Origin of the sequence: Okibacterium sp. HSC-33S16 (assembly GCF_024171565.1) — a bacterium.
GTDB lineage: Bacteria > Actinomycetota > Actinomycetes > Actinomycetales > Microbacteriaceae > Mycetocola_A.
The window spans coordinates 403,426-424,566 of record NZ_JALJZZ010000001.1 but is presented as its reverse complement, the minus strand read 5'-3'; the positions used below and the strand labels follow the sequence as shown (position 1 = coordinate 424,566).

The 21,141-nt window shown below is 63.3% G+C and carries 23 protein-coding genes; 10 read left to right on the top strand and 13 right to left on the bottom strand.

Going from position 1 to position 21,141, the window contains the following annotated elements; genetic code table 11:
• Positions 1-284: 284 nt before the first annotated feature.
• Complete coding sequence (locus L1277_RS02045; protein ID WP_253374683.1) at positions 285-1,031, bottom strand: TIGR02391 family protein; 747 nt, start codon at positions 1,029-1,031, stop codon at positions 285-287.
• A gap of 187 nt (positions 1,032-1,218) precedes the next feature.
• Between L1277_RS02045 and L1277_RS02040 the strand changes: the two genes are divergently transcribed.
• Entirely contained in the window at positions 1,219-1,908 is a 690-nt protein-coding gene (locus L1277_RS02040; RefSeq protein ID WP_253374682.1) for a hypothetical protein, read from the top strand.
• Positions 1,909-2,029: 121 nt separating this feature from the next.
• On the opposite strand, the gene L1277_RS02035 is transcribed toward L1277_RS02040, so the two are convergent.
• The 5 genes from L1277_RS02035 to L1277_RS02015 all read right to left on the bottom strand — a co-directional run bounded on the left by L1277_RS02035 (position 2,030) and on the right by L1277_RS02015 (position 6,890).
• Positions 2,030-3,076, bottom strand: a complete 1,047-nt coding sequence (locus tag L1277_RS02035; RefSeq protein ID WP_253374681.1) for a DUF4238 domain-containing protein — start codon at positions 3,074-3,076, stop codon at positions 2,030-2,032.
• A 131-nt stretch (positions 3,077-3,207) separates the two neighbouring features.
• Positions 3,208-3,741 (bottom strand): hypothetical protein, encoded by a 534-nt coding sequence (locus L1277_RS02030; protein WP_253374680.1) that lies wholly within the window; start codon positions 3,739-3,741, stop codon positions 3,208-3,210.
• A 295-nt stretch (positions 3,742-4,036) separates the two neighbouring features.
• Entirely contained in the window at positions 4,037-5,110 is a 1,074-nt protein-coding gene (gene ychF / locus L1277_RS02025; protein WP_253374679.1) for a redox-regulated ATPase YchF, read from the bottom strand.
• 6 nt (positions 5,111-5,116) lie between these two features.
• Positions 5,117-5,878: a class I SAM-dependent methyltransferase gene (locus tag L1277_RS02020; protein ID WP_253374678.1), complete on the bottom strand. Its 762-nt coding sequence runs from the start codon at positions 5,876-5,878 to the stop codon at positions 5,117-5,119.
• A gap of 121 nt (positions 5,879-5,999) precedes the next feature.
• Positions 6,000-6,890 (bottom strand): DMT family transporter, encoded by an 891-nt coding sequence (locus L1277_RS02015; protein WP_253374677.1) that lies wholly within the window; start codon positions 6,888-6,890, stop codon positions 6,000-6,002.
• Positions 6,891-6,960: 70 nt separating this feature from the next.
• Between L1277_RS02015 and rmuC the strand changes: the two genes are divergently transcribed.
• Positions 6,961-8,325: a DNA recombination protein RmuC gene (gene rmuC / locus L1277_RS02010; protein ID WP_253374676.1), complete on the top strand. Its 1,365-nt coding sequence runs from the start codon at positions 6,961-6,963 to the stop codon at positions 8,323-8,325.
• An 80-nt stretch (positions 8,326-8,405) separates the two neighbouring features.
• Here rmuC and glpX read toward each other — a convergent pair whose 3' ends face one another.
• Positions 8,406-9,398 carry a class II fructose-bisphosphatase gene (gene glpX, locus L1277_RS02005; protein WP_253374675.1) on the bottom strand — a complete coding sequence of 331 codons (993 nt, stop codon included), beginning with the start codon at positions 9,396-9,398 and terminating at the stop codon, positions 8,406-8,408.
• 132 nt (positions 9,399-9,530) lie between these two features.
• On the bottom strand, positions 9,531-10,508 hold the full coding sequence (locus L1277_RS02000; protein ID WP_253374674.1) for a fructose-bisphosphatase class II family protein: 978 nt from the start codon (positions 10,506-10,508) through the stop codon (positions 9,531-9,533).
• A gap of 84 nt (positions 10,509-10,592) precedes the next feature.
• Between L1277_RS02000 and fbaA the strand changes: the two genes are divergently transcribed.
• Positions 10,593-11,618, top strand: coding sequence for a class II fructose-bisphosphate aldolase (gene fbaA, locus L1277_RS01995; protein WP_253374673.1), 1,026 nt, complete (start codon positions 10,593-10,595; stop codon positions 11,616-11,618).
• Between the two features lie 115 nt (positions 11,619-11,733).
• Here the strand turns inward: fbaA and L1277_RS01990 are convergent, their stop codons facing one another.
• Positions 11,734-12,519, bottom strand: a complete 786-nt coding sequence (locus L1277_RS01990) for a hypothetical protein (RefSeq protein WP_253374672.1) — start codon at positions 12,517-12,519, stop codon at positions 11,734-11,736.
• Positions 12,520-12,715: 196 nt separating this feature from the next.
• On the opposite strand from L1277_RS01990, the gene L1277_RS01985 reads away from it, so the two are divergent.
• Both L1277_RS01985 and L1277_RS01980 read left to right on the top strand, forming a co-directional pair.
• On the top strand, positions 12,716-13,066 hold the full coding sequence (locus L1277_RS01985; RefSeq protein ID WP_253374671.1) for a hypothetical protein: 351 nt from the start codon (positions 12,716-12,718) through the stop codon (positions 13,064-13,066).
• A gap of 10 nt (positions 13,067-13,076) precedes the next feature.
• Entirely contained in the window at positions 13,077-13,454 is a 378-nt protein-coding gene (locus L1277_RS01980) for a hypothetical protein (protein WP_253374670.1), read from the top strand.
• Between the two features lie 97 nt (positions 13,455-13,551).
• Here the strand turns inward: L1277_RS01980 and L1277_RS01975 are convergent, their stop codons facing one another.
• Together L1277_RS01975 and L1277_RS01970 are read right to left on the bottom strand one after the other, a co-directional pair.
• Entirely contained in the window at positions 13,552-14,091 is a 540-nt protein-coding gene (locus L1277_RS01975) for a DUF6264 family protein (RefSeq protein ID WP_253374669.1), read from the bottom strand.
• Positions 14,091-15,122 carry a 4-hydroxy-3-methylbut-2-enyl diphosphate reductase gene (locus L1277_RS01970; protein ID WP_253375263.1) on the bottom strand — a complete coding sequence of 344 codons (1,032 nt, stop codon included), beginning with the start codon at positions 15,120-15,122 and terminating at the stop codon, positions 14,091-14,093. The genes L1277_RS01975 and L1277_RS01970 overlap by 1 nt, the downstream gene beginning before the upstream one ends.
• 87 nt (positions 15,123-15,209) lie before the next feature.
• Here L1277_RS01970 and xseA point away from each other — a divergent pair, with 87 nt between their 5' ends.
• The 5 genes from xseA to L1277_RS01945 are packed head-to-tail and all read left to right on the top strand — an operon-like array spanning position 15,210 to position 19,433.
• Entirely contained in the window at positions 15,210-16,433 is a 1,224-nt protein-coding gene (gene xseA / locus L1277_RS01965) for an exodeoxyribonuclease VII large subunit (RefSeq protein WP_253374668.1), read from the top strand.
• Positions 16,434-16,458: 25 nt separating this feature from the next.
• On the top strand, positions 16,459-16,689 hold the full coding sequence (locus L1277_RS01960) for an exodeoxyribonuclease VII small subunit (protein ID WP_253374667.1): 231 nt from the start codon (positions 16,459-16,461) through the stop codon (positions 16,687-16,689).
• Positions 16,686-17,339 (top strand): DUF4245 domain-containing protein, encoded by a 654-nt coding sequence (locus L1277_RS01955; RefSeq protein WP_253374666.1) that lies wholly within the window; start codon positions 16,686-16,688, stop codon positions 17,337-17,339. The genes L1277_RS01960 and L1277_RS01955 overlap by 4 nt, the downstream gene beginning before the upstream one ends.
• Positions 17,339-18,004 carry a carbonic anhydrase gene (locus tag L1277_RS01950; RefSeq protein WP_253374665.1) on the top strand — a complete coding sequence of 222 codons (666 nt, stop codon included), beginning with the start codon at positions 17,339-17,341 and terminating at the stop codon, positions 18,002-18,004. The genes L1277_RS01955 and L1277_RS01950 overlap by 1 nt, the downstream gene beginning before the upstream one ends.
• A gap of 31 nt (positions 18,005-18,035) precedes the next feature.
• Positions 18,036-19,433 (top strand): class II fumarate hydratase, encoded by a 1,398-nt coding sequence (locus L1277_RS01945; RefSeq protein WP_308215069.1) that lies wholly within the window; start codon positions 18,036-18,038, stop codon positions 19,431-19,433.
• Between the two features lie 86 nt (positions 19,434-19,519).
• Here the strand turns inward: L1277_RS01945 and L1277_RS01940 are convergent, their stop codons facing one another.
• Positions 19,520-20,503, bottom strand: a complete 984-nt coding sequence (locus L1277_RS01940) for an aldo/keto reductase (protein ID WP_253374664.1) — start codon at positions 20,501-20,503, stop codon at positions 19,520-19,522.
• A 9-nt stretch (positions 20,504-20,512) separates the two neighbouring features.
• On the bottom strand, positions 20,513-21,109 hold the full coding sequence (locus tag L1277_RS01935; protein WP_253374663.1) for a prepilin peptidase: 597 nt from the start codon (positions 21,107-21,109) through the stop codon (positions 20,513-20,515).
• Positions 21,110-21,141 lie beyond the last annotated feature (32 nt).

Genomic DNA, 21,141 nt, shown 5'->3' with positions numbered 1-21,141 from the left:
GCTGCATTTGCTCGTCCGACTCCTGTCGGTCGTGGTTTCCGATCATCTTCGGATCATATGGCAGCGCGTGCTCCGAGCTTTCGGCGCCCGATTTGTTGCTCCCCGGTTCCGACAAGCGCGCGGAGCGTGTCGTCCTTCGCGCAGCGTGGGTGCCGAGGCTCGCTCGTCGCTGTGGGACGAGGGCTCGTGTGCCAGAGACCGGACGCCTAAAACCGCACTCTGAACGGGAACACAGTACCGGCGTTGCCGCAGCCCCGCATTCAGCCAGTCAGCGGAGCTCGAGGTCACGCGCTCGCAATATGGATCAGTTCGCACCCATCGATCCATCGTGCGAGCACACTGAGTGTGGCCAGTTGCTCCAGGGCTTCTTGTTTTGGGAGTTCGTCTGTCGAGTGTGTCGCGGGATTCCGAATGGCGGAAAATACGCCCTGCGCGGTGTTTAGGATGCCCACTCGCATCGCCTTGACGGTGAGATCGTCGTCGTTCCCGGGCCAGCGCAGCCTTGGTTTTCCCGCCTGCGGGGCTGAAGGAGAGAAAGCCTGGGTCATTAGCTCGTTGTCTCCCAGTTCGTGGCGACCGGTCAGGTTCTTGACATGGCCGCTCAGGGATGTCGCCGCTCGCTGAACCGCGTCGGAATAGTGCCCTGATTCCCACCGCTTAGATGCAGCATCCCAGATGAGTGAGTGGAGCGCATCAGCCTTCATGGTTGGCGCACTGGTTCCGAGTTTCGCTCGAGTTTCTGCGCGAGTTCTCACTACCGCCAGCGCGTGTTCAGCAAACTCGATGCCCTCATCGACCCAATAGGCTTTGTCACGTCGACTCATCAGGCTGGGTACGTCACTGCGTCCGAGCACCTTCATGATTATCGATTGAGTCTGCGCAGATCTCTCGCGCATCTCTGTGTACGAACCGTTGGTGTCGTACATGAAGCCGTAAACAGTCAGCTGGCCGGAACTCATCCCAGTCCGACGGGCAGCGCGGGCGGTGTCAATCCACCATTCCAGACGCTCGATTATCCAGTTTTCATCCACTCCTGCAGGATATCGAGGAGCAGCGAGGTCGTGTCGATTCTGGCCTACCGAGGCTTGGCGTTGCTCGGCGATCGATCGGCCCACAGCGGGACCACTCAGCGGGAACCCTCAATGTGAAGTCGACGATTGATCAGCGGAATCAAGAATTAGTCGGCCCCCTTGGCTCCCATCTCTGTAAGTTGTGGGCATGTACATTTCCGATCGTGACCCGGACGACTTTCCTCCGCCCCAGACGATCGACGACGTGGCCAGGATCTTCCGCCTTCCATTGATGTCTCTCATCCCTCAGCCCCCGGTGGAGGAGCAGCCGATCCCCTCAACCACCGGGTCATCCTCAAACGGCGGTGTGATGACCTTGGATAGCGTGGCGATCTCCTACACGTTCTGGCGAAATCCCTCTGATCGCAAAGACCCCACGAACCTCGCCGACCTCGCCGATTCGGTGCGCGACGCACTCGACGCCGACCCTGTAAGGCCTTTAACCAGATGGGTGATGAAGCAGCGCGAGCTGATGCGGTATCCGATGTTATGGGAGGCCGTCATGACGACACGCACGTCAGAGGAGGGCTGGCAGACGCCAGAGTCGACACTCGTCGGGCATGTCAATCACATCCTGACGAACAGCTTCCGCGAACTGCGAGTGGTCGGCGGCATCCCAGGCGAGCTGGATTCCCCGGTCGCAGAGCGGCACATCGAGGCTGTCAATGTCCCCATCGATGGAGTCGACGTGCGCGGCATGCGCATCGACACTGACCCGCATGTCTATGCTGTCGGAGCGGCACTGGATGATCTGATACTCACGGCGGTCGTGGCGCGTGAACACCTTCCTCACATCTCCCTCGCTTTCAGGACCCGTGCAATGCCGTCCGCGTCTTGAACATGGGCATCAAAGTTCAGACAAAGCTGAACCCCTCCAAAGCCAACGCTGAGTGCGACGGCCCGTCTCCAAAGAATGTAGCCATCTGCGCCGCAAGGCGCGAGCGCTTTTCGGAGCTGCCTTACTCCTCGGACGCCGGGCCGAACATGGGCGTTCCGTCCCACTCGACGTCAGTCAGACCGCCATTCATCGACATGGTCACCAAGTGCGGTTCAGGAAGCTCCTCGGGGACGTAGCGTTGATCGTCGGGGTGATGGAAGAGGTACTGACTTGCGCTATCGGTGGTGTGCTCATTGAAGAACTTCGCCAACGCAGCAGTTTCCTCTTGAACCAGATCGAACTTTCCACTCCGAACCGAGTTGCCTATGACCTGCAACTTCGGATCGTCGGCACCAAGCTCTGCGACGAACTTCATTGGGTCGCCCATAAGCAAACCGAGCCTGCGGGTGAGCGGAAATGTGATGAATGCGGCTGTCGCAAAGCCAACACCCATCCATGCGTCGTCGTCGGGCTTGCGTACGAGACTCACGGGGGCGTCGGAGGTGATAAGTGATCGCTTCGTGAAATGCACCATTACCCATGGGCGGGCCAACACATACTTGGTGAGGTGCTCGGCCATATGCATCATGTGCTTGATGTGGGCGACGTTCGGCAGGGCGATAGGCGGGCCTCCCTCCTGCGTCGCTTCTTGCCAGATCCGCTCTTCCTGCTCTTCGTTGGGCTCGAAACCAAGGTTTTCCTTCGCCCAAGCTCCAACGTTTCGGCGTCCGCCCGCCCCCACCTCGATGCGCACGATATTTGCCCGCATCGTTTCTGAAGTGCGGCGGGTTTCGGGCCCACGAACGGCTTGGAGTGCGATGTAGAACGCGAAAGTGTGACGCTCAACGTCGGTCAACCGTGGCCCACCCCGCCGTTCGAGCTTTCGAATAATGGCTTGGGCCTCACCCTCGATGCTCGCCAATACATCTTCGAACTCGTCTGGCTTATCGAGCCCCTCCACTCGGTGGAAGTGCATCTGCGCAGCCACGTTCCTGACGATTGTGGTGAAGGAATGATCACCAGGCAAGCGGACGGCCGTCAAACGTTCCTTCTCGTTCGCGAAGCCTCGCAAATACGCTTGAGGCACGAAGTGGTGAAGTTTTTTAGTAGTTTGCTTCTCGGCGGCCATACATAGAGCCCTCTCATCCTGATGGTGTCGCTGTAGGTAGCAGCATCGCGCATACCGCCAAGACATTGAGGTTTCGCCTCTACCATCCCTCGGCCTGTGATGATCTAGGACTGCTTCCTTCGTGGTGAGAATCACCGGGCTGACGGTTCGTTGGTCGATGGTCCTGGTGGCGCAACCGATACCAGTCTCCTATCGGCCGAGAAAGCAACTCCGGCGCGACGCTCGGTTTCAGAGATGATCTGATCTGTCTTCAAATCCCCGCGCGCCCATAATGTGAGAACGGCCATCGCCTCACCGATCATGTTCTCCACACCGCGACGCGGTTCCTGAACCATCGAGAACATGGCGAGAAGGACGTCGAGCACAGGCTGTTCCTCTGACGTGAGTCGCACTGTTAACTCGTTGAGCGCAGCACCGAAGCGAGCTTGGCTGGATCCCGAGTTGGCTACTTGCCTGTTGCCGCGCTCCTGCCGGTGCTCAAGCAAGGCCGCGAGGCACGCCATCAGCCACGAGCGTCGCTCCGATGCGATCTGATCGCGCAACCGGCGCCGGCTCCCGATCGAGTCACGAATCCAAGGGACGATCACGGAAGCGATCAACGACACAATGGCGCCTATCGCCACTCCCCATAAACCGATAAGAGCAGCCTGAGTTTCGTTATCCACATACGGAGCCTATGGGTGAACTCACTTCTGGTAGGTCGCCCGGAGTCAGCCGTTAGCCGGACCCTGAGCGGGGCGCACCGCGTAAACCCGGCTTCCGTGGCGAACGACGCGTTCCCCGATGTCCGTTTGACCCGCCCGCGGTGTCTTCCCGCAGAGGTGCCGTATCCGGACACCGCAACGCACGGGATTTGGTGCCGCTGGACTTCTACTCCGTGGTTCGACACACGCCCGCACGACGGTAACGACGTGTCATGGTTGCGAACGTGATGGCAGCAATTGAGCTGACGAGAAACGACTAAACGTTGAAGCGGAACTCCACCACGTCGCCATCGGACATGACGTAGTCCTTGCCTTCCATGCGGGCCTTGCCCTTGGCACGGGCCTCGGCCACCGAGCCGGTCGCCACGAGGTCCTCGAACGAGATGACCTCGGCCTTGATGAAGCCCCGTTCGAAATCGGTGTGGATGACACCGGCAGCCTGGGGAGCCTTCGCGCCCTTCGGAATCGTCCACGCACGCGATTCCTTCGGGCCGGCCGTGAGGTAGGTCTGGAGCCCGAGGGTGTCGAACCCGACGCGCGCCAGCTGGTCGAGACCTGACTCGGTCTGGCCGGTTGACGCGAGGAGCTCGGCGGCGTCTTCGGGGTCGAGGTCAACGAGTTCGGATTCGAGCTTCGCGTCGAGGAAGATCGCCTTTGCCGGGGCGACGAGAGCCGCGAGTTCCGCGAGCTTTGCGTCATCCTGCAGCACGGCTTCGTCGACGTTGAACACGTAGATGAACGGCTTCGACGTGAGCAAACCCAGTTCTTTGATCGGCTCGAGATCGAGACCCGAGCTCGACAGCGGTTTCCCGGAGTCGAGGTACTCCTTGGCGGCCTTCGCCGCGGTCAGCACGCTGGGGTCGAGCTTCTTGCCCTTGACCTCTTTCTCAAAGCGCGACTGCGCCTTTTCGAGGGTCTCGAGGTCAGCGAGAATGAGTTCGGTGTTGATGGTTTCCATGTCACCGGCCGGGTTCACCGCGCCATCAACGTGCACCACGTCTTCATCGGAGAATCCGCGAATGACTTGCGCGATGGCATCCGCTTCACGAATGTTGGCGAGGAATTTATTGCCGAGCCCCTCCCCTTCGCTTGCGCCGCGCACAATGCCGGCGATGTCGACGAACGACACGGCCGCGGGCAGGATGCGCTCGCTGCCGAAGATCTCGGCAAGCACGTTCAGGCGTGCGTCCGGCAGGTTCACCACGCCGACGTTCGGTTCGATCGTGGCAAACGGATAGTTTGCCGCGAGAACCGAGTTCTTCGTGAGCGCGTTGAAAAGCGTCGACTTGCCGACGTTAGGGAGACCGACGATACCGATAGTTAGAGCCACGAGGGTCTATCGTACCCGGCCATCCTCCGGAAGCCGTGCGCGATAACACTCGGTCAGGTAAGGCAGCTCAACGTTCTCGCTGCCCCGAAGCGCCGGGTGCCGCTCAATCAGCTCGGTCACCGCGGCGAGCGTGGCGCGCTGCTCGGCGTCGGACGTGACAAGAACGTAGCTGCGCGAGCGCACGAGATCCAGCAACTCGTCGCGGTTGAGGGTCTGCGTCCACGTCGTCTGCCACCGCTCCGTCGCGCCAAACGGCGGCCCGATCGTGGGCTCGCCGTCCTCAAGGTCGTAGTGCGCGGTGCCGCCCATGATCTCGCCGAGCTCGGCCACCCAATCGACGGACTCATCGCGGGTGTTCCAGACGAGGCCGAGGGCTCCACCCGGCCGCAGCACACGCGCGATCTCGGGAACGGCCGCTTGAGCGTCGATCCAGTGCCACGCCTGAGCCACCGTCACCGCGTCGACGCTCGCATCCGGCAGCGGCAGTAGTTCGGCCGTGCCGACGATCGCCTCCACGGCGGGCAGCCGCTTCGACAGTTCGTCGAGCATCTGCCCGGACGGGTCGATCGCGACCACATCAAGACCGCGCGCCACCAGCACTTCGGTGAGTTTGCCGGTGCCCGCTCCGAGGTCGAGCACCCGGCTCGCCCCCTCGGGGACAAGCCAGTCCACCGCCTGAGCGGGATAGCTCGGGCGTGCCTTCGCGTACGTCTCTGCCGCCTGGCCAAACGACTGCGCGTGCGCCGTGAGCCTGCTTCGATCCCTCACCGCTCTCCCCCGTTCACGTTCGGCTGCCACGTCGCACCGTTCGCGCCGTCGCACCCGCAGCATACGCGCGAATCGTTCGCGCACGCATCCGTTCACAATTTTCAGAAACGGATGCCGCTGGTCACGCCGCCTGCAGCGGCACCGCTTTCCGCGCCGGTCGACTGGTCAGCCACACGCCGGTGATCACGAGGGCCCCACCGACCAGTTGGATGAGGGTGATGGGGGTGCCGAGGGCGAGCGCCATGAGCGCAGTGAAGACGGGCATGAGGTTGAGGTAGATTCCGGCGCGGGCGGCGCCGATCTTCTTGACCGAGATGTTCCACAGCATGAGGCTCAGCACCGACGGGAAGATGCCGATGTACAGCACTCCCCACCAGCCGGCGGTATCGAGGGTGATGGGCGCGCCGCTGCCGAGGGCGATCGGGGCCAGGATCACCGCCGCGAAGACCGACTGGATGGCCGCGGAGGTGACAGGGGCCGTTTTCAGGGTGCGGCCGAGGATCGTGTACGCGGTCCACACGGCGACGGCACCCAGCATGTAGAGGCCGCCGACGTTGTATTCGGTGGTGAAGACCTCGAGTAACCGGCCCTGGGTGAGGATGAGCAGGACGCCGAGCAGTGACGTCGCGAGGCCGAGGATGCTCGAGCCGCGCAACCGTTCCCGAACGATCAGGGCCGCGACAACGGCGATGAGCACCGGGTTTGTGGCACCGACGAGCGCCGCGTTGAGGGCCGTGGTGTGGGCCAGCGCTTCGTAGCTGAACAGGCAGAACGCGATGAGTCCGAGGCCGGCTTGAACGAGGTGCATCGGCCATTCGCGAAGCGCGTTGCGCCAGTACGGTTTCTCGATGAGGATCGCAAGCGTGATGAGGAGCGGTGCGGCGATCGCCCAGCGGATGGCGGTGAGCTGGAGCGGGCTGATGCCGTCGGCGAGGAGGTGGCCGACGACGTAATTGCCCGACCAGAACAGGTTCGCCAGCACCAGGAACAGGTAGACGCGCCACGAAGCCATTACTCGATCGTATCGACTTCGCAGCGCGCGTCCGGAATGCGGTGTCGGCGGCCGCTGTCACACTGTCGCTATGGACCCTCTCGTTTCCCTCCTGCTCGGACTGTTTCTCGGTGTGGTCGTCGGCGTGGCGATGGGGTGGCTGGTGCGTTCGCACTCGGCGTGGGCCTCCGGCACCGACGACCCGGCACTCGTCGCGGCACGTCACGAAGCCGAACTCACCCGGGTCCAGTCGCACGAGGCCGAGCGCCGCGCACAGCTGGCCGAGCTGCTCGGGCGCGCCGAGACGCGGGCCGACGCGCTGCAGGAACGCATCGACGCGCAACGTGAGCAGTACCAGGACCTGGTCGAACGCCACCGTCGTGAGCGCGACGCCGAGGCTGACCGAGCCCGCACCGAAAGCCGGGTGCTGCAGGCGCTCGCGCCCGTTCGAGAGAGCCTGCACGACATGCACCAGAAGGTCGCCGAACTCGAGTCGCAGCGCAGTCTGCAACACGGAGAGCTCGCCCAGCAGTTGCGGAGCGCGACCGAGTCCGAAGAGCGACTGCGGTCGACTGCGGAGTCGCTCGCTGCGGCCCTCACCAACAACTCAACGCGCGGCGTGTGGGGCGAGACCCAGCTGCGCAGCGTGGTCGAGGCGGCGGGCCTGATCGAGCGAGTGAACTTCGATGTGCAGTCGAGCATCACCTCCGACAGCGGCGCCGGTCGGCCCGACATGGTCGTTTACCTGCCCGGGGGCAAGAGCATTGCGGTCGACGCCAAAGTTCCGTTCAACGCCTACCTCGAAGCGAGTGCCATCCCGCTCACCGCGCCTGAACCTGAGCTGGCCCGGCGCGCCCAGCTCATGAAGGAACACGTCAAGGCAGTGCGAGCCCACATCACGACGCTCGGCAGCAAGACCTACTGGGAGGGTCTCGATGCGAGCCCCGAGATGGTCATTGCGTTCATCCCAAGTGAGTCGCTGGTGTCCTCCGCGCTGGAGGCCGACCCCACAATCATGGAGTTTGCTTTCAGCAAGCGGGTCGCACTGTCGTCACCGGTCACGCTGTGGTCGGTGCTCAAAACCGTTGCGTTCAGCTGGCAGCAAGACGTCGTCACCCAGGAAGCCAAGACGCTCTTCGACTCAAGCCGCGAACTGTACAGCCGACTGGCCACCATGGCCGGCCACATCGACAAGCTCGGCCGGTCGGTGCGGGCAACGGTGAACGACTACAACCGCTTCGTCGGCTCACTCGAACGCCAGGTTCTCCCCTCGGCACGCAAGCTCACTGTTCTCGACGATTCCAAAGCAATTGCTCCGCTGACCGAGGTCGAGGATGCGCCTCGAGACCTCACCGCGTTCGAACTGCTCGCCGAGCTCGACAAAGCGGAGATCTCACGAGAGATCCGCGATCGCGCTGCCGCTGAACCCCTGCCAGCTGCTCCGGACGAACACTAGCGGTTCAGTCGAAGCGCACGAAACCGGTCAGACATTCGGTCTGACCGGTTTCGTTACAACGGGAGGTACGCGTGTGCGACCTACTCCTCCAGCCACTTTGCGGCGAGGTGATCAGCACTGATCCGGCGGATCGTTCCGGATTTCGACCGCAGGACCACGCTGTGAGTGCGGATGATCGGGCCCATCCGTCGCACGCCGTCCACGAGTCCACCATCCGTCACACCGGTCGCCACGAAGAACGTGTTGTCACTGTTCACGAGTTCGTTGGCCTCGTAGACATAATCCATTTTGAGCCCGGCGTCGATGCCCTTCTGGCGCTCGAGGTCATCCTTGGGAGCCATGACTCCCTGGATCAGTCCGCCGATGGCCTTGACCGCGCATGCCGTGACGATGCCTTCGGGACTACCGCCGATACCCGCGCACATGTCGATCCGGGTTTCGTAGCGTGCGGCGTTGATGCCGCCAGCGACGTCACCGTCGAGCATGAGTCGGGTGCCGGCGCCCGCCGCCCGAATTTCCTCGATGAGTTGAGCGTGGCGGGGACGGTCAAGCACGGCGACCGTGATGTCACCAACGTCCTTGCCCTTCGCTTTCGCGAGTGCCCGAATGTTTTCTCCGATGGGCTTACGGATGTCCACGACACCGATACCCTCCGGTCCGGTCACGATCTTGTCCATGTAGAACACGCTTGAGGCATCCAGCATCGTGCCGCGGTCTGACACCGCGATCACGGAGAGAGCGTTCTGGCGACCAGCGGCGGTCAGGCTTGTTCCATCGATGGGGTCTACGGCGATATCGCAGGCGGGACCACGGCCGTTGCCCACGTGCTCGCCGTTGAAGAGCATCGGAGCTTCGTCCTTCTCGCCCTCACCGATGACGACGACGCCGTCGAAGTTGACTGTGCCGAGGAACGCCCGCATCGCATCCACGGCGGCACCGTCTGCGGCCAGCTTGTCTCCGCGTCCGATGTACGGGACAGCGCGAATGGCCGCTGCCTCTGTTGCGCGAACCAGCTCAAGAGCAAGGTTGCGGTCGGGGTGAAGAAAGAGCGAAGCGGTATCTGTACTGGTCACGATGGTCCTTTATCGAAAACGACGGTGGTTGCGATGGCGGGCTCGCGTTGACCCTTCCACCCTATCCGCGACGACTCGCCAGAGCACGCTCCCCGAACCCATTGCGGCCAAATGTGCAGGCCAGACCGGGAGCTACGGGGTGTTCCGCTTCACCAGAATGAGCGGGTGGATGCCGGCGCCGACTATCCATGACGTTGTCACGATCACATCGCCGTCGCGGTGGACACCGCGCAGAATCCCTTCGCCACCGACCCGGCAGTCAGTGATGGCGGTGAGGAACAACCAGGAGTCCCGAGAGCAGAGTTCCTCGAGCGCCAACGCCCGACCGGTGTCGAGGCCCGCGTCACGCACGCGCCCCGCCTCTCGCCGGCTCTGAGGAACAAGCCGTCCCTGCATCACACCGCCGAGAGCTCGAACCGCGGCCGCCGTCAGGATCCCTTCGGGAGCTCCGCCGATGCCAACGAGCAGGTCGATGTCTGAATTGGGCCGCGCCGCCCGAAGACACCGCTCGACGTCGCCGTCCGCGAACCTGTCGACTCTCGCCCCTGCCGCGAGCGCTTCGCTGATGTACCGGGCGTTTCGTGGACGGTCCTGCACGGCAACCACGATGTCCGATATCGGCTTGCTGAGCGCGGAGGCCAGCCGGCTCAGGTTTTCCGTCAGCGACAGGTCCAGTGACAACTCTGAGCCTGCCTTGCCGGTGACCAGCTTCTCCATGTAGTGCGCCGGTCCGATGTCGAAAAGCGCTCCTCGTTCGGCGACCGCGAGCACCGCAACAGAACCGGGCAGGTTTTCTCCGGCAAGTCGCGTGCCGTCCACCGGGTCGACCGCGATGTCGACGCTCGGTCCGGAACCGGTCCCGAAGGTTTCGCCGATATGGAGCATGGGGGCTTCGTCCTTCTCCCCCTCCCCGACGAGAACCAGTCCGTCGACGTTCACTCCGTTGAGAGCCTCCCGCAATGCGACGACGGCGACACGGTCGACCTCGTACTTGTTGCCGGAGCCGAGGAGATCAATGGTTGCCTGCGCTGCCCTCACCGTGGCGAGGTGAAACCCCGTCACGACCTCTTCTGACAGCACCCGCTCGGGGGGCGTGAATCGTTCGCTCATTCGTCCATCCTGCCTTGTCTGCGTCGTCCTGCCCGGTCGTCAGTAAGCTAGCGACGAAGACAACCCCTCTCTCAAGGAGCAGTTATGCCCGTCGCAACCCCAGAGCAGTACGCCGAGATGCTCGACACCGCTAAGGCGAAAGGCTTCGCCTTCCCCGCATTCAACGTGTCCAGCTCACAGACCATCAACGCCGTACTGCAGGGCCTGACCGAAGCCGGATCTGACGGCATCATCCAGGTCACCACCGGCGGAGCGGACTATTTCGCTGGTCACACGGTGAAGAACCGTGCCGCTGGCGCCATCGCCTTCGCGAAGTTCGCCACCGAGGTCGCCAAGAACTACCCGATCACCGTCGCGCTGCACACCGACCACTGCCCGAAGAACGCTCTCGACAGCTTCGTGATGCCGCTCATTGCTGCGTCAGAAGAAGAAGTGAAGGCCGGACGCAACCCGCTCTTCCAGTCGCACATGTGGGACGGCTCCGCGGTTCCCCTCGACGAGAACCTCGAGATCGCTCAGGACATGATCAAGCGCACCCGCGCGATCAACGCCATTCTCGAGGTCGAGATCGGTGTCGTCGGCGGAGAGGAAGACGGTGTCAGCCACGACATCAACGAGCACCTCTACACAACGCTCGACGACGCGATCGCCACCGTTGAGGCTCTCGGCCTCGGCGACCAGGGCCGCTACATGGCCGCACTGACCTTTGGCAACGTGCACGGCGTCTACAAGCCGGGCAACGTCAAGCTCAAGCCTGAGCTCCTCAAGGAGATCCAGGACGGCCTCGCCGCCAAGTACGGCACCGCAGCCAAGCCGCTCGACCTCGTCTTCCACGGCGGATCCGGATCGACCGATGCCGAGATCGCTGAAGCCGTTGCCAACGGTGTCGTGAAGATGAACATCGACACCGACACGCAGTACGCCTTCACCCGCTCGATCGCCGACTACATGCTGAAGAACTACGACGGCGTGCTCAAGATCGACGGCGAAGTCGGCAACAAGAAGCTGTACGACCCGCGCGCCTGGGGCAAGGCTGCCGAGAGCGCCCTCGCCGCTCGTGTTGGCGAGTCGACCCGTCAGCTCGGTTCTGCCGGAAACTCCATCCGCTAAATCGATTCTTAACGAACGGATGCCCCGACCACGTGGTCGGGGCATCTTTCGTTAAGGAGGGGGCAGTTTCAACGGAATCCGGGGCTCCCAGACAGTCGATTCGCCAAGAAATCACTTAACCGCCGTACTCGGCCATGATGATGAGTGGCGTTCCGTTGGCGTCGCACGCCTGGCCAATGAGGTCTGACGTGGTCACGAACTGCTTGCTCTCGGCGAGTGAGTCGGGGGTGGCGTGATCGGCCGCCAGGGCTTCCGTCAGCACCATGACTTGCTGGCCGATCAGCCCACTCGGGTTCGTGCCGAGCTTCTCGAGATCTGCACGGGTCTCCGCAAGCACCGTCAACCAGTCTCCGCCATCGATGTCGCCTATCTTGAAGCCTTCTTTGGCGTTGTACACGGCGCTGTGAATCGCCGAGATCACTTCGCAGTCAGAGGCCGTGTCGACGTCCGGTTCTGTCTTGTCCCGGCTGAACTCACCGGTCAGTGCGAAAGTAGCGTCTTCCTTGAACATCGTTGTTGTGACGACGAGGTCCGCGGAGTTGGTTACTGAGAAGGTATAAGTTTGCGCCCCGCCACAACCTCCGCGGCGGTCCTTGGACATGTCGCCGCCCGTGCTGATGAGGAATCCTCCGTCGGTGCAGACGACGGTGATTATGAGCGAGTTCGCTCCCTTGGGCACCGCCGTGCTTTCACTCAGTACGCCCGAACCACCGAACCCGATGACAGGCCACGCTGGGTCCGTCGCGCTATCAACAGCCGCCGCGGCGGCCGGTGCCAGCGGTTCCGCGTTGCTCGAACCTTTCTGTGCAGTGCAGCCCACTACGGCGAGCAGAACGCCGGTCGACAAAACCGTTACCGCTGCCCATGCAGCCTTCGATCGACGCACATTTCCCCCCGTCACGCACCCTTTCTGGGTGCATGGTCAAGCTAGCAGGGAGACCTGCTTCGGTCTAGAGCAGTCGCGCCCCCTTCCGATCACGGCTTCAACCACATGTAGTGAAGACTTGCCAGAATGCGCGTGAAACCCGCGCCGGTAAAAGACCGCCCAGCCACAGGGATTCTGAGACAAACTGTCACCCAGCCGATAGGTTGAGCGCATGACGAGCACGGAAACCGAACACCCCAAGACCGGTCTGCTTGGACAGTGGAGTGCGCCAACCCTGATGATCATGGGCGTCATTGCGATCCCCGCCCTGCTCGCACTGCTGTTCAATAGTTTCTCCGCACCAGATGATGCCGCGTTCGTGCGGATGGCCTTCGCGGCTGTCGCGGGTCAGACGATCGCGATAGTCACAGTTGTCGGTTTGTTCGTGTCGCGCATCGTGACTCGAAGTCGGCCTTCCGAGATCATCACCTATGCGGCGATAGCTGTAGCCGTGATTGTTGGTGCTGTGTCGATCATCGCGGGCGCCAGCGATGTGCTGCTGCAGCGGCTCGACCTGCTTTGAGGATAATCCTGTGAGCACGAATGGGCTGACATCCCGGGTCACCGTGCGGATTGTCCCCGCCGCTTACTATTTAGGCTCCGCTCTGTTCTCGCTTGTTCCGGCAATATTTTGGGCCCTGTCGCTGCCGTTTTACATCATTGGTGACTCGTCATCTGACCCCGGTGAAGCGCGCATCGGCGTCACCTTTTCGGTTGGGCTGTCGATGTTGTGGCTGCTGGTCACCGGGTTCCTCGGAATCGGCGTGTCGCTGCTCACAGGCAAGCCTGCGGCGCGTCATATCGGTCTTGCAGTACTCGGCACAATTGTGACCCTGGTCGTGGGCTACACCGCCCTTACCCTCTACGGGAATGCGACGCCGCAACCACCACCGATCCCGCCGATGGACTGAGCTCGCGCAGATCTTGCCGGGCGAGCGTTGAATCATCGACGCCTATCCAGTACAGGTAATCGACGACTGGTCTCCAGACCAACCCGCTCCGCCGTAGTTATCCGGCTGTGCTCATTCGATTCACGTATTCGGTGAACGCGGGGTCAGACGTCATGGCGACCGCGATGATCGCGAAGACAACGATGTTCGCGATGACACCGAACACCAACGGAATCCACCACGCCTTCTTGCCGCGGCGCAGCGCCCGGGTGGAGAGCCAGAAAGCCACCAGCCAGAGGACGCTCTCCGCGATCAGTGCACCCCAGCCCAGAGACCGCGCAAGCTGGTCGGATGTGAATGCACCTACGTCCAGCTGGGTGAACGCCGACGAAATGGCTGTCGGAAGATCGGTAAGCGCCGGGATCGTCATCAGGACGGTGATGAGCCCGATGCCGAGCAAGACGACGGTCGCGAAGCGATCGCCCGCCGACGGAGCCCGGTGGGGTGTGCCCTGCACGCTGATGTGGCTGGTTGGCGACACCTGCGACTCGACCGGAATCGACTCGTGTTCCGTCAGCGGAACCTTAATGGCGTCGCGCTGCTGGTCGGGAGTGGCGTACTCACCGAACTGCGGCCGCGGCCGCTCGTTGTCGGCCATTAGCGCGTGCGCCCGCCGAGGGCCCGCTCCTCGCGTGCGCCTTTAAGGTTCGTGCGAAGCTCCTTGGGCAGAGAGAACATGAGGTCTTCCTCCGCGGTCTTCACTTCCTCAACGTCACGGTATCCCGCGCCAGACAGGTCGGCGAGAACCTCGTCGACGAGAACCTCAGGCACCGATGCGCCGCTGGTGACTCCGACGGTTTCGACACCGTCGAGCCATTCCTGGCGAATCTCGCTGGCGTAATCGACGCGGTACGCAGCCTTGGCACCGTACTCGAGCGCGACCTCGACCAGACGCACCGAGTTCGACGAGTTGGCCGAGCCGACGACGATCACGAGGTCAGCGTTTTCAGCGACCTTCTTGATGGCCACCTGGCGGTTCTGGGTGGCGTAGCAAATGTCGTCGCTGGGCGGGTCTTGCAGGTTTGGGAATCGAGCCCGGAGACGGCGGACCGTTTCCATGGTTTCGTCGACGCTCAACGTGGTCTGTGACAGCCAGACAACCTTGTCGGGGTCGCGCACCTCAACGGTGTCTGCTTCGTCAGGACTGCCGACGAGAGTGGTGTGTTCGGGAGCCTCGCCCGCGGTGCCTTCGACCTCTTCGTGTCCTTCGTGGCCGATCAGCAGGATTTCGAAGTCGTCTCGCGCGAACCGCACAGCTTCGCGGTGCACCTTGGTGACCAGCGGGCAGGTTGCATCGATCGCGCGGAGTCCACGGTCAGCGGCAGCGTTGACCACGGCGGGTGAAACACCGTGCGCGCTGAAGACGATGTGGGCGCCCTCGGGCACTTCGTCGACTTCTTCCACGAAGATCGCGCCCTGTTCCTCCAGAGTCGACACGACGTGAACGTTGTGCACAATCTGTTTGCGCACATAAACCGGCGCTCCGTAGTGCTCGAGCGCCTTCTCCACCGCAATCACGGCGCGGTCGACGCCAGCGCAGTAGCCGCGGGGGGCGGCGAGCAACACCCTCTTGTGTCCGACGACCGGGGTATCCTTGAGCCTCGAACGCACGCCGGGGATCCTCGGCATGGGCAGGCTGACAGTAACGTTACTCACGACTCAATTGTAGGCGGCCCCCACTGTGCGGAGGCTGGATGACGCTGAGGGAGCGAACGAATGGCAACGGAACCGGCAACGGCAGAAAAACCGTGGCCGGTCGGGCTGCTCAGTTCGAAGATCCGCGAGTACATCGACCGGCTCGGAACCGTCTGGGTCGAAGGTGAAATTACCCAGTGGGGCCTCTCCGGTGGCAACGTCTACGGCAAGCTGAAAGACGTCGACGGCGACGCAACGGTGAGCTTCACCATCTGGTCATCGGTCAAAGCCAAGCTTCCCGACGACCTCAAGCATGGTGACCGTGTCATCGCCCTGATCAAACCCAACTACTGGGTCAAGGGCGGCAGCCTCACCATGCAGGTGTTCCAGATGAAGCATGTCGGTCTCGGCGACATGCTTGAGCGGTTGGAACGACTGCGGCGACAGCTGGCGAGTGAGGGGCTCTTCGATCCGATGAAGAAGAAGCGGCTCCCGTTCCTTCCGCACTGCATCGGTCTGATCACCGGCAAAGACTCCGACGCTGAGAAAGATGTTCTCCGCAACGCCCAGCTGCGATGGCCGGCCGTCGATTTCCGCGTCCTGCACGCGGCTGTCCAGGGCGACCGCACGGTCCCCGAGGTGATCTCCGCGATCCGCACCCTCGATGCAGATCCGCGCGTTGACGTCATCATCGTCGCTCGCGGCGGCGGCGACTTCCAAAACCTTCTGGGCTTCAGCGATGAGCGCGTCGTTCGCGCTGCGGCGGAGTGCTCCACGCCGCTCGTCAGCGCCATCGGCCACGAGGCCGATCGCCCCCTCATCGATGAGGTTGCCGATTTACGCGCATCGACACCGACGGATGCCGCCAAACGCGTCGTTCCGGACGTCACCGAAGAACTGTCTCGGGTTCAGCAGGCACGCACTCGCCTCACTATGCGACTGACCGGTTTCCTCAGCAACGAAACAGCTCGGCTGGACTCGATCCGCTCGCGCCCGGCTCTCGCTTCGTCGACCTGGATCGTGGACTCCCGGTCGCAGGAACTCACCCGGTACGTTGCGCGCGGCACAGAACTGGTCGAACGCGCGATCGACCACGAACTGCGAACCACCGCTGAGCTGCGGGCCCATGTTCGGGCGCTGTCCCCCCAGCGCACCCTTGATCGCGGCTACTCCATCGCCCAGGGACCCGACGGTCACGTGCTCCGCTCGGCCGCCGACGCCCCGCAGGGCACCACGTTCCACCTCACCCTCGCGGAAGGCGTCCTCGCGGCATCGAGCGAGGGAGCCCTCGCCGGAAAACAGTAAGTTCCGCCGCGGATAGGATGGCTTCATGCAAGAAAACCCCGAGGTTTCAAGCCTCAGCTACGAGCAGGCGCGCGATGAATTGATGCGAGTCGTCGCTGAACTGGAACAGGGTGCATCCACTCTCGAACAGTCGCTCGCTCTCTGGGAGCGGGGAGAGGCCCTCGCTCAGCGTTGCGAAGACTGGCTCATTGGAGCGAAAGCACGACTCGACGCGGCTCGCGCCGCCACCCAGACATCGGGACAGCCCACAGAATGAGCCGCCAGCGCCCACCCCGGGTTGTCGCCGAGCTCGGCCGACCCGAAACTCCCGAGGAAACCGCCGCACGTAAGGCAGAGAACTCCCGCAAGTATCGCGGTGCGAAGACGGTCAACAACCTCGTCTATTCGCTGCTCGTCACGGTGGCACTCGTCGTCATCATCGTGCTCGCTGTTCCGCGCACAGACTCCTCGATGTTGGAAAGCGTCGATTACTCCGCAGTCCAGGCCTCCGCGCAGGAGGCTTATCCGCAGCCGCTGGCCAATCCTGACCTTCCCGGGTCTTGGTCGGCCAACCGCGCGGATGTGAACAAGACCGACGGCGTACAGACCTGGAACATCGGCCTGATCACTCCGTCTGACCAGTTCATCGGTATCACCCAGGGCATCGATGCCAACGAAACCTGGATGGCGCAGCAGCTCAAGAAATCACTCGCGTCATCGACGGTCACCATCGATGGGCTCGAGTGGACCGTTTACGACAACCGCGACAAGGCGGACCGATACGGCAACGTGCACTACGCGCTCGCGACCGTCGCCGGGGACAGCACCTTTTTGGTGTATGGCACCGCGAAGGATGCCGAGTTTGTCACGGTTGCCCAGTCGATCTCCGACGACGTCGCTGCCAATCTGGAAATGGGGAACCGCTGATGCCAACAACCAGACCAACCAAGGCGTGGGAAGTCATGATGCGGGGCAACGCGCGATTCGTTGCCGGGGAGCCACGGCATCCGCGTCAGGATATTGAACGCCGCGAGTCACTCGCCCACGTGCAGAAACCTGACGTCGTGCTCTTCGGCTGCTCAGACTCTCGGCTGGCCGCCGAGATCATCTTCGACAAGGGACTTGGCGATCTTTTCGTCGTTCGAAACGCCGGTCAGGTCATCTCCGACTCGGTGATCGGATCGATCGAGTACGCGGTCGGGGTTCTTGAGGTTCCGCTCATCGTCGTCCTGGGGCACGACGAATGCGGTGCGGTTCGTGCGGCGATCGACTCCATCGCGCCTGAGGCCGAGTCGGTGTCTCCGTACATCGATGGACTCATCCAGCAGATCGTTCCGGCAGTCCGCCGTGTGTCCGGCGGAAACGGGCACGACCCCGCCAGCGTCGACGCCAGCGAGGTCGGCCGCGAGCACCTGCGTGACACGGTCGCCGAACTGCTCGAGCGATCCGAGCTCGTGAGCGACGCGGTCGCCCGCGGAGTGCTTGGCATCGTTGGAGCGAACTACAAGCTGCACGAGGGCACTGCCGTTGCCGACATCATCGTCGGAAACATTTCACCCGCCGACATCACTACCGACTCCGCCGCAAAGTAGCGTCGGACCAACCACGAGGAGACCACAGACAGTGTCAGACACAACCGACTACCGCATCGAGCACGACACGATGGGTGAAGTGCGGGTTCCCCGCTCGGCGCTCTACAGCGCCCAGACCCAGCGCGCCGTCGAGAACTTCCCGATCTCAGGCTCGGGACTCGAGTCGGCGCAGATCGCCGCGCTCGCCCGAATCAAGAAGGCCGCCGCTGCGGCCAACGCCAGGCTCGGCGTTCTTGACTCAGCCATCGCCGAGGCCATCGGCAGCGCGGCAGACGAGGTTATTGCCGGCAGCCACGACAGCCAGTTCCCGATCGACGTCTACCAGACCGGCTCAGGAACCTCCTCCAACATGAACATGAACGAGGTGCTGGCGAGCCTCGCCTCCACCCGACTCGGTTCCCCGGTGCACCCGAATGACCACGTGAACTGCTCACAGTCGTCGAACGACGTTTTTCCGACCTCCGTGCACATCGCCGTCACCAGCGCACTCATCGACGACCTCATCCCGGCCCTTGACCACCTCGCCGTCTCGCTCGAGGCCAAGGCCGAACTGTGGAAGGACGCGGTCAAGTCAGGCCGCACCCACCTGATGGACGCAACGCCCGTCACCCTGGGCCAGGAATTCGGCGGCTATGCGCGCCAGATCCGCCTCGGCATCGAGCGTGTTCGCACCGCACTCCCCCGCGTTGCCGAAGTTCCCCTCGGCGGAACAGCCGTCGGAACCGGCATCAACACCCCGCAGGGCTTCCCGCAGCTCGTCATCCAGTTGCTCCAGGAAGACACCGAACTTCCGATCACCGAAGCAGCCGACCACTTCGAGGCGCAAGCGAACCGCGATGGTCTCGTCGAGGCATCCGGTGCTCTTCGCACGATTGCGGTGAGCATCACTAAGATCTGCAACGACCTGCGCTGGATGGGCTCCGGCCCCAATACCGGACTCGGTGAACTACACATTCCGGACCTGCAGCCGGGTTCCTCGATCATGCCGGGCAAGGTCAACCCCGTCATCCCCGAAGCCGTTCTCATGGTCGCCTCGCGTGTCATCGGAAACGACGCCACCATTGCGTGGAGCGGCGCATCGGGATCATTCGAACTCAACGTGCAGATCCCCGTCATGGGAACGGCCCTGCTCGAGTCGATCCGCCTGCTCTCCAACGCGAGCCGGGTGCTGGCCGACAAAACCATCGACGGTCTCGAGGCGAACACCGAGCGTGCCGCTGCCCTCGCCGGCATGAGCCCGTCGATTGTGACCCCGCTGAACAAGATCATCGGCTACGAGAAGGCCGCGAAGATCGCCAAGCACTCCGTTGCCGAAGGAATCACGGTTCGCGAGGCCGTTGTCGCGCTGGGCTTCGTTGAGCGCGGCGACATCACCGAGGAGCAGTTGGATTCAGCGCTCGACCTGCTCTCGATGACCCACCCGGGCTAGGGCTTCACCAAGCGTCACGAAGCTTCACGACAAGAAAAAACCGGCTGTGCGGGTCTGACCCGCACAGCCGGTTTTTCCGTCTTTGACTACCAGCGGTCGTGGATCGCGGCCCGGAAGTTGGTGTCGTAAATCGAGCGCACGGCGTCGAGGTACTCCTGCGGCAAAGCGCCGGTGGTGCCGGCCGTCGCGTTCGAGGTCGCCTGGGCGATGGACCGGGCTCCCGGAATGACCGTCGAAACGCCGAGCTGCTGGGTCACCCAGGCGATGGCGGCCTGGGCCGGCGTGAGCCCTTCCGGAACGAATGCCGACAGCTCGGTCGCCGCGCGAACTCCGGTCGCGAAGTCCACTCCCGAGAAGGTTTCGCCCACGTCGAAAGCGCTGCCATCGCGGTTGAAGGTGCGGTGGTCGTTCTCGGCGAACTCAGTGTCTGTCGTGTACCGACCGCTCAGCAGCCCCGACGCCAGGGGCACTCGCGCGATGATGCCCACACCGGCTTCGCGAGCCGCCGGCAACACCTCGTCGAGGGGCTTGAGGCGGAACGCATTGAAGATTATTTGAACGGATGCCGTTCCCGGCCGTGCAATCGCAGCCAGCGCTTCCTCGGTGGTCTCGACGCTCACACCGTAGTTCGCGATCGCTCCGTCTGCGACGAGCGTGTCCAGGGCGTCGTAGACCTCATCCGAGGAGAACACCGGAGTCGGCGGGCAGTGCAACTGCACGAGGTCGAGCCGGTCAACACCGAGGTTGCGGCGTGACCGGTCGGTCCACTCCCGGAACTTCGCGAGTGTGAAGTTCGCGGGGTCCTGCGCTTCGCGCCGCCCCATCTTGGTGGCGACCGTAACGTTGACATCCGGGTGAGCCGCGAGGTACCGGCCAATGACCGTTTCGCTCCGGCCATCCCCATAGACGTCGGCGGTGTCGAAGAAGGTGACGCCGGCGTCCACCGAGGCGTCGAGGACGGCGAGCGCGTCGTTCTCCGACACCTCACCCCAGTCCGCTCCGAGCTGCCAGGTACCGAGGCCGACAATTGAGACAGGACGACCGGTGCGTCCGAGAGTGCGTTGTTCCATTCCCCCAGACTAAGCCGTGCTCCCTGTCAGCACCGGGAAGCACACCACCGTGATCCAGAAGCCGGCCAGGAGGAACGGACCGAACGGGATCCGGCGCCGTCGTCTCGCGTCCGCCACCCCACCTCCCGGTCGCACGAGCACGATCAGCCCGGCGATCGCTCCGGTGCCAAAAGCGATCACGAGTCCAGCACCGGCTGCGGCAAGCCCGAGGCTCCCGAGGCAGAGCCCGAGCACGCCGCCGAGCTTCACGTCGCCCATGCCCAGGCCGCCGGCAACGCAAAGCACCAGGAGAAAGGCGAACCAGCCGGCGCCGGCAGTGAGCGCGCTGAGCGGTTCACGGCCGAGCACGACCGCGTCTGCTCCGACACTCAGCGCAACGATCGGGTAGAGCGGAAGCACGAGGCGATTCGGCAGCCGGTGCCGCTCGATGTCTCCGCGCACGAGTGTCTCGGTGACGGCGGCAATCGCGACCACGGCGATCGCGAGCGGGCGCACACCGACGGCCAGAACACCAATGGCACCGAGGACACCCGCCATCGCGAGGAGCGCGACCAGGTCACGGGCACGAGTGCTCCGCGCTGTGTCTCGATCTCCCGCGAGAATCATGGCCTCACGCTAGCCGGGCTGCGACACCCGCG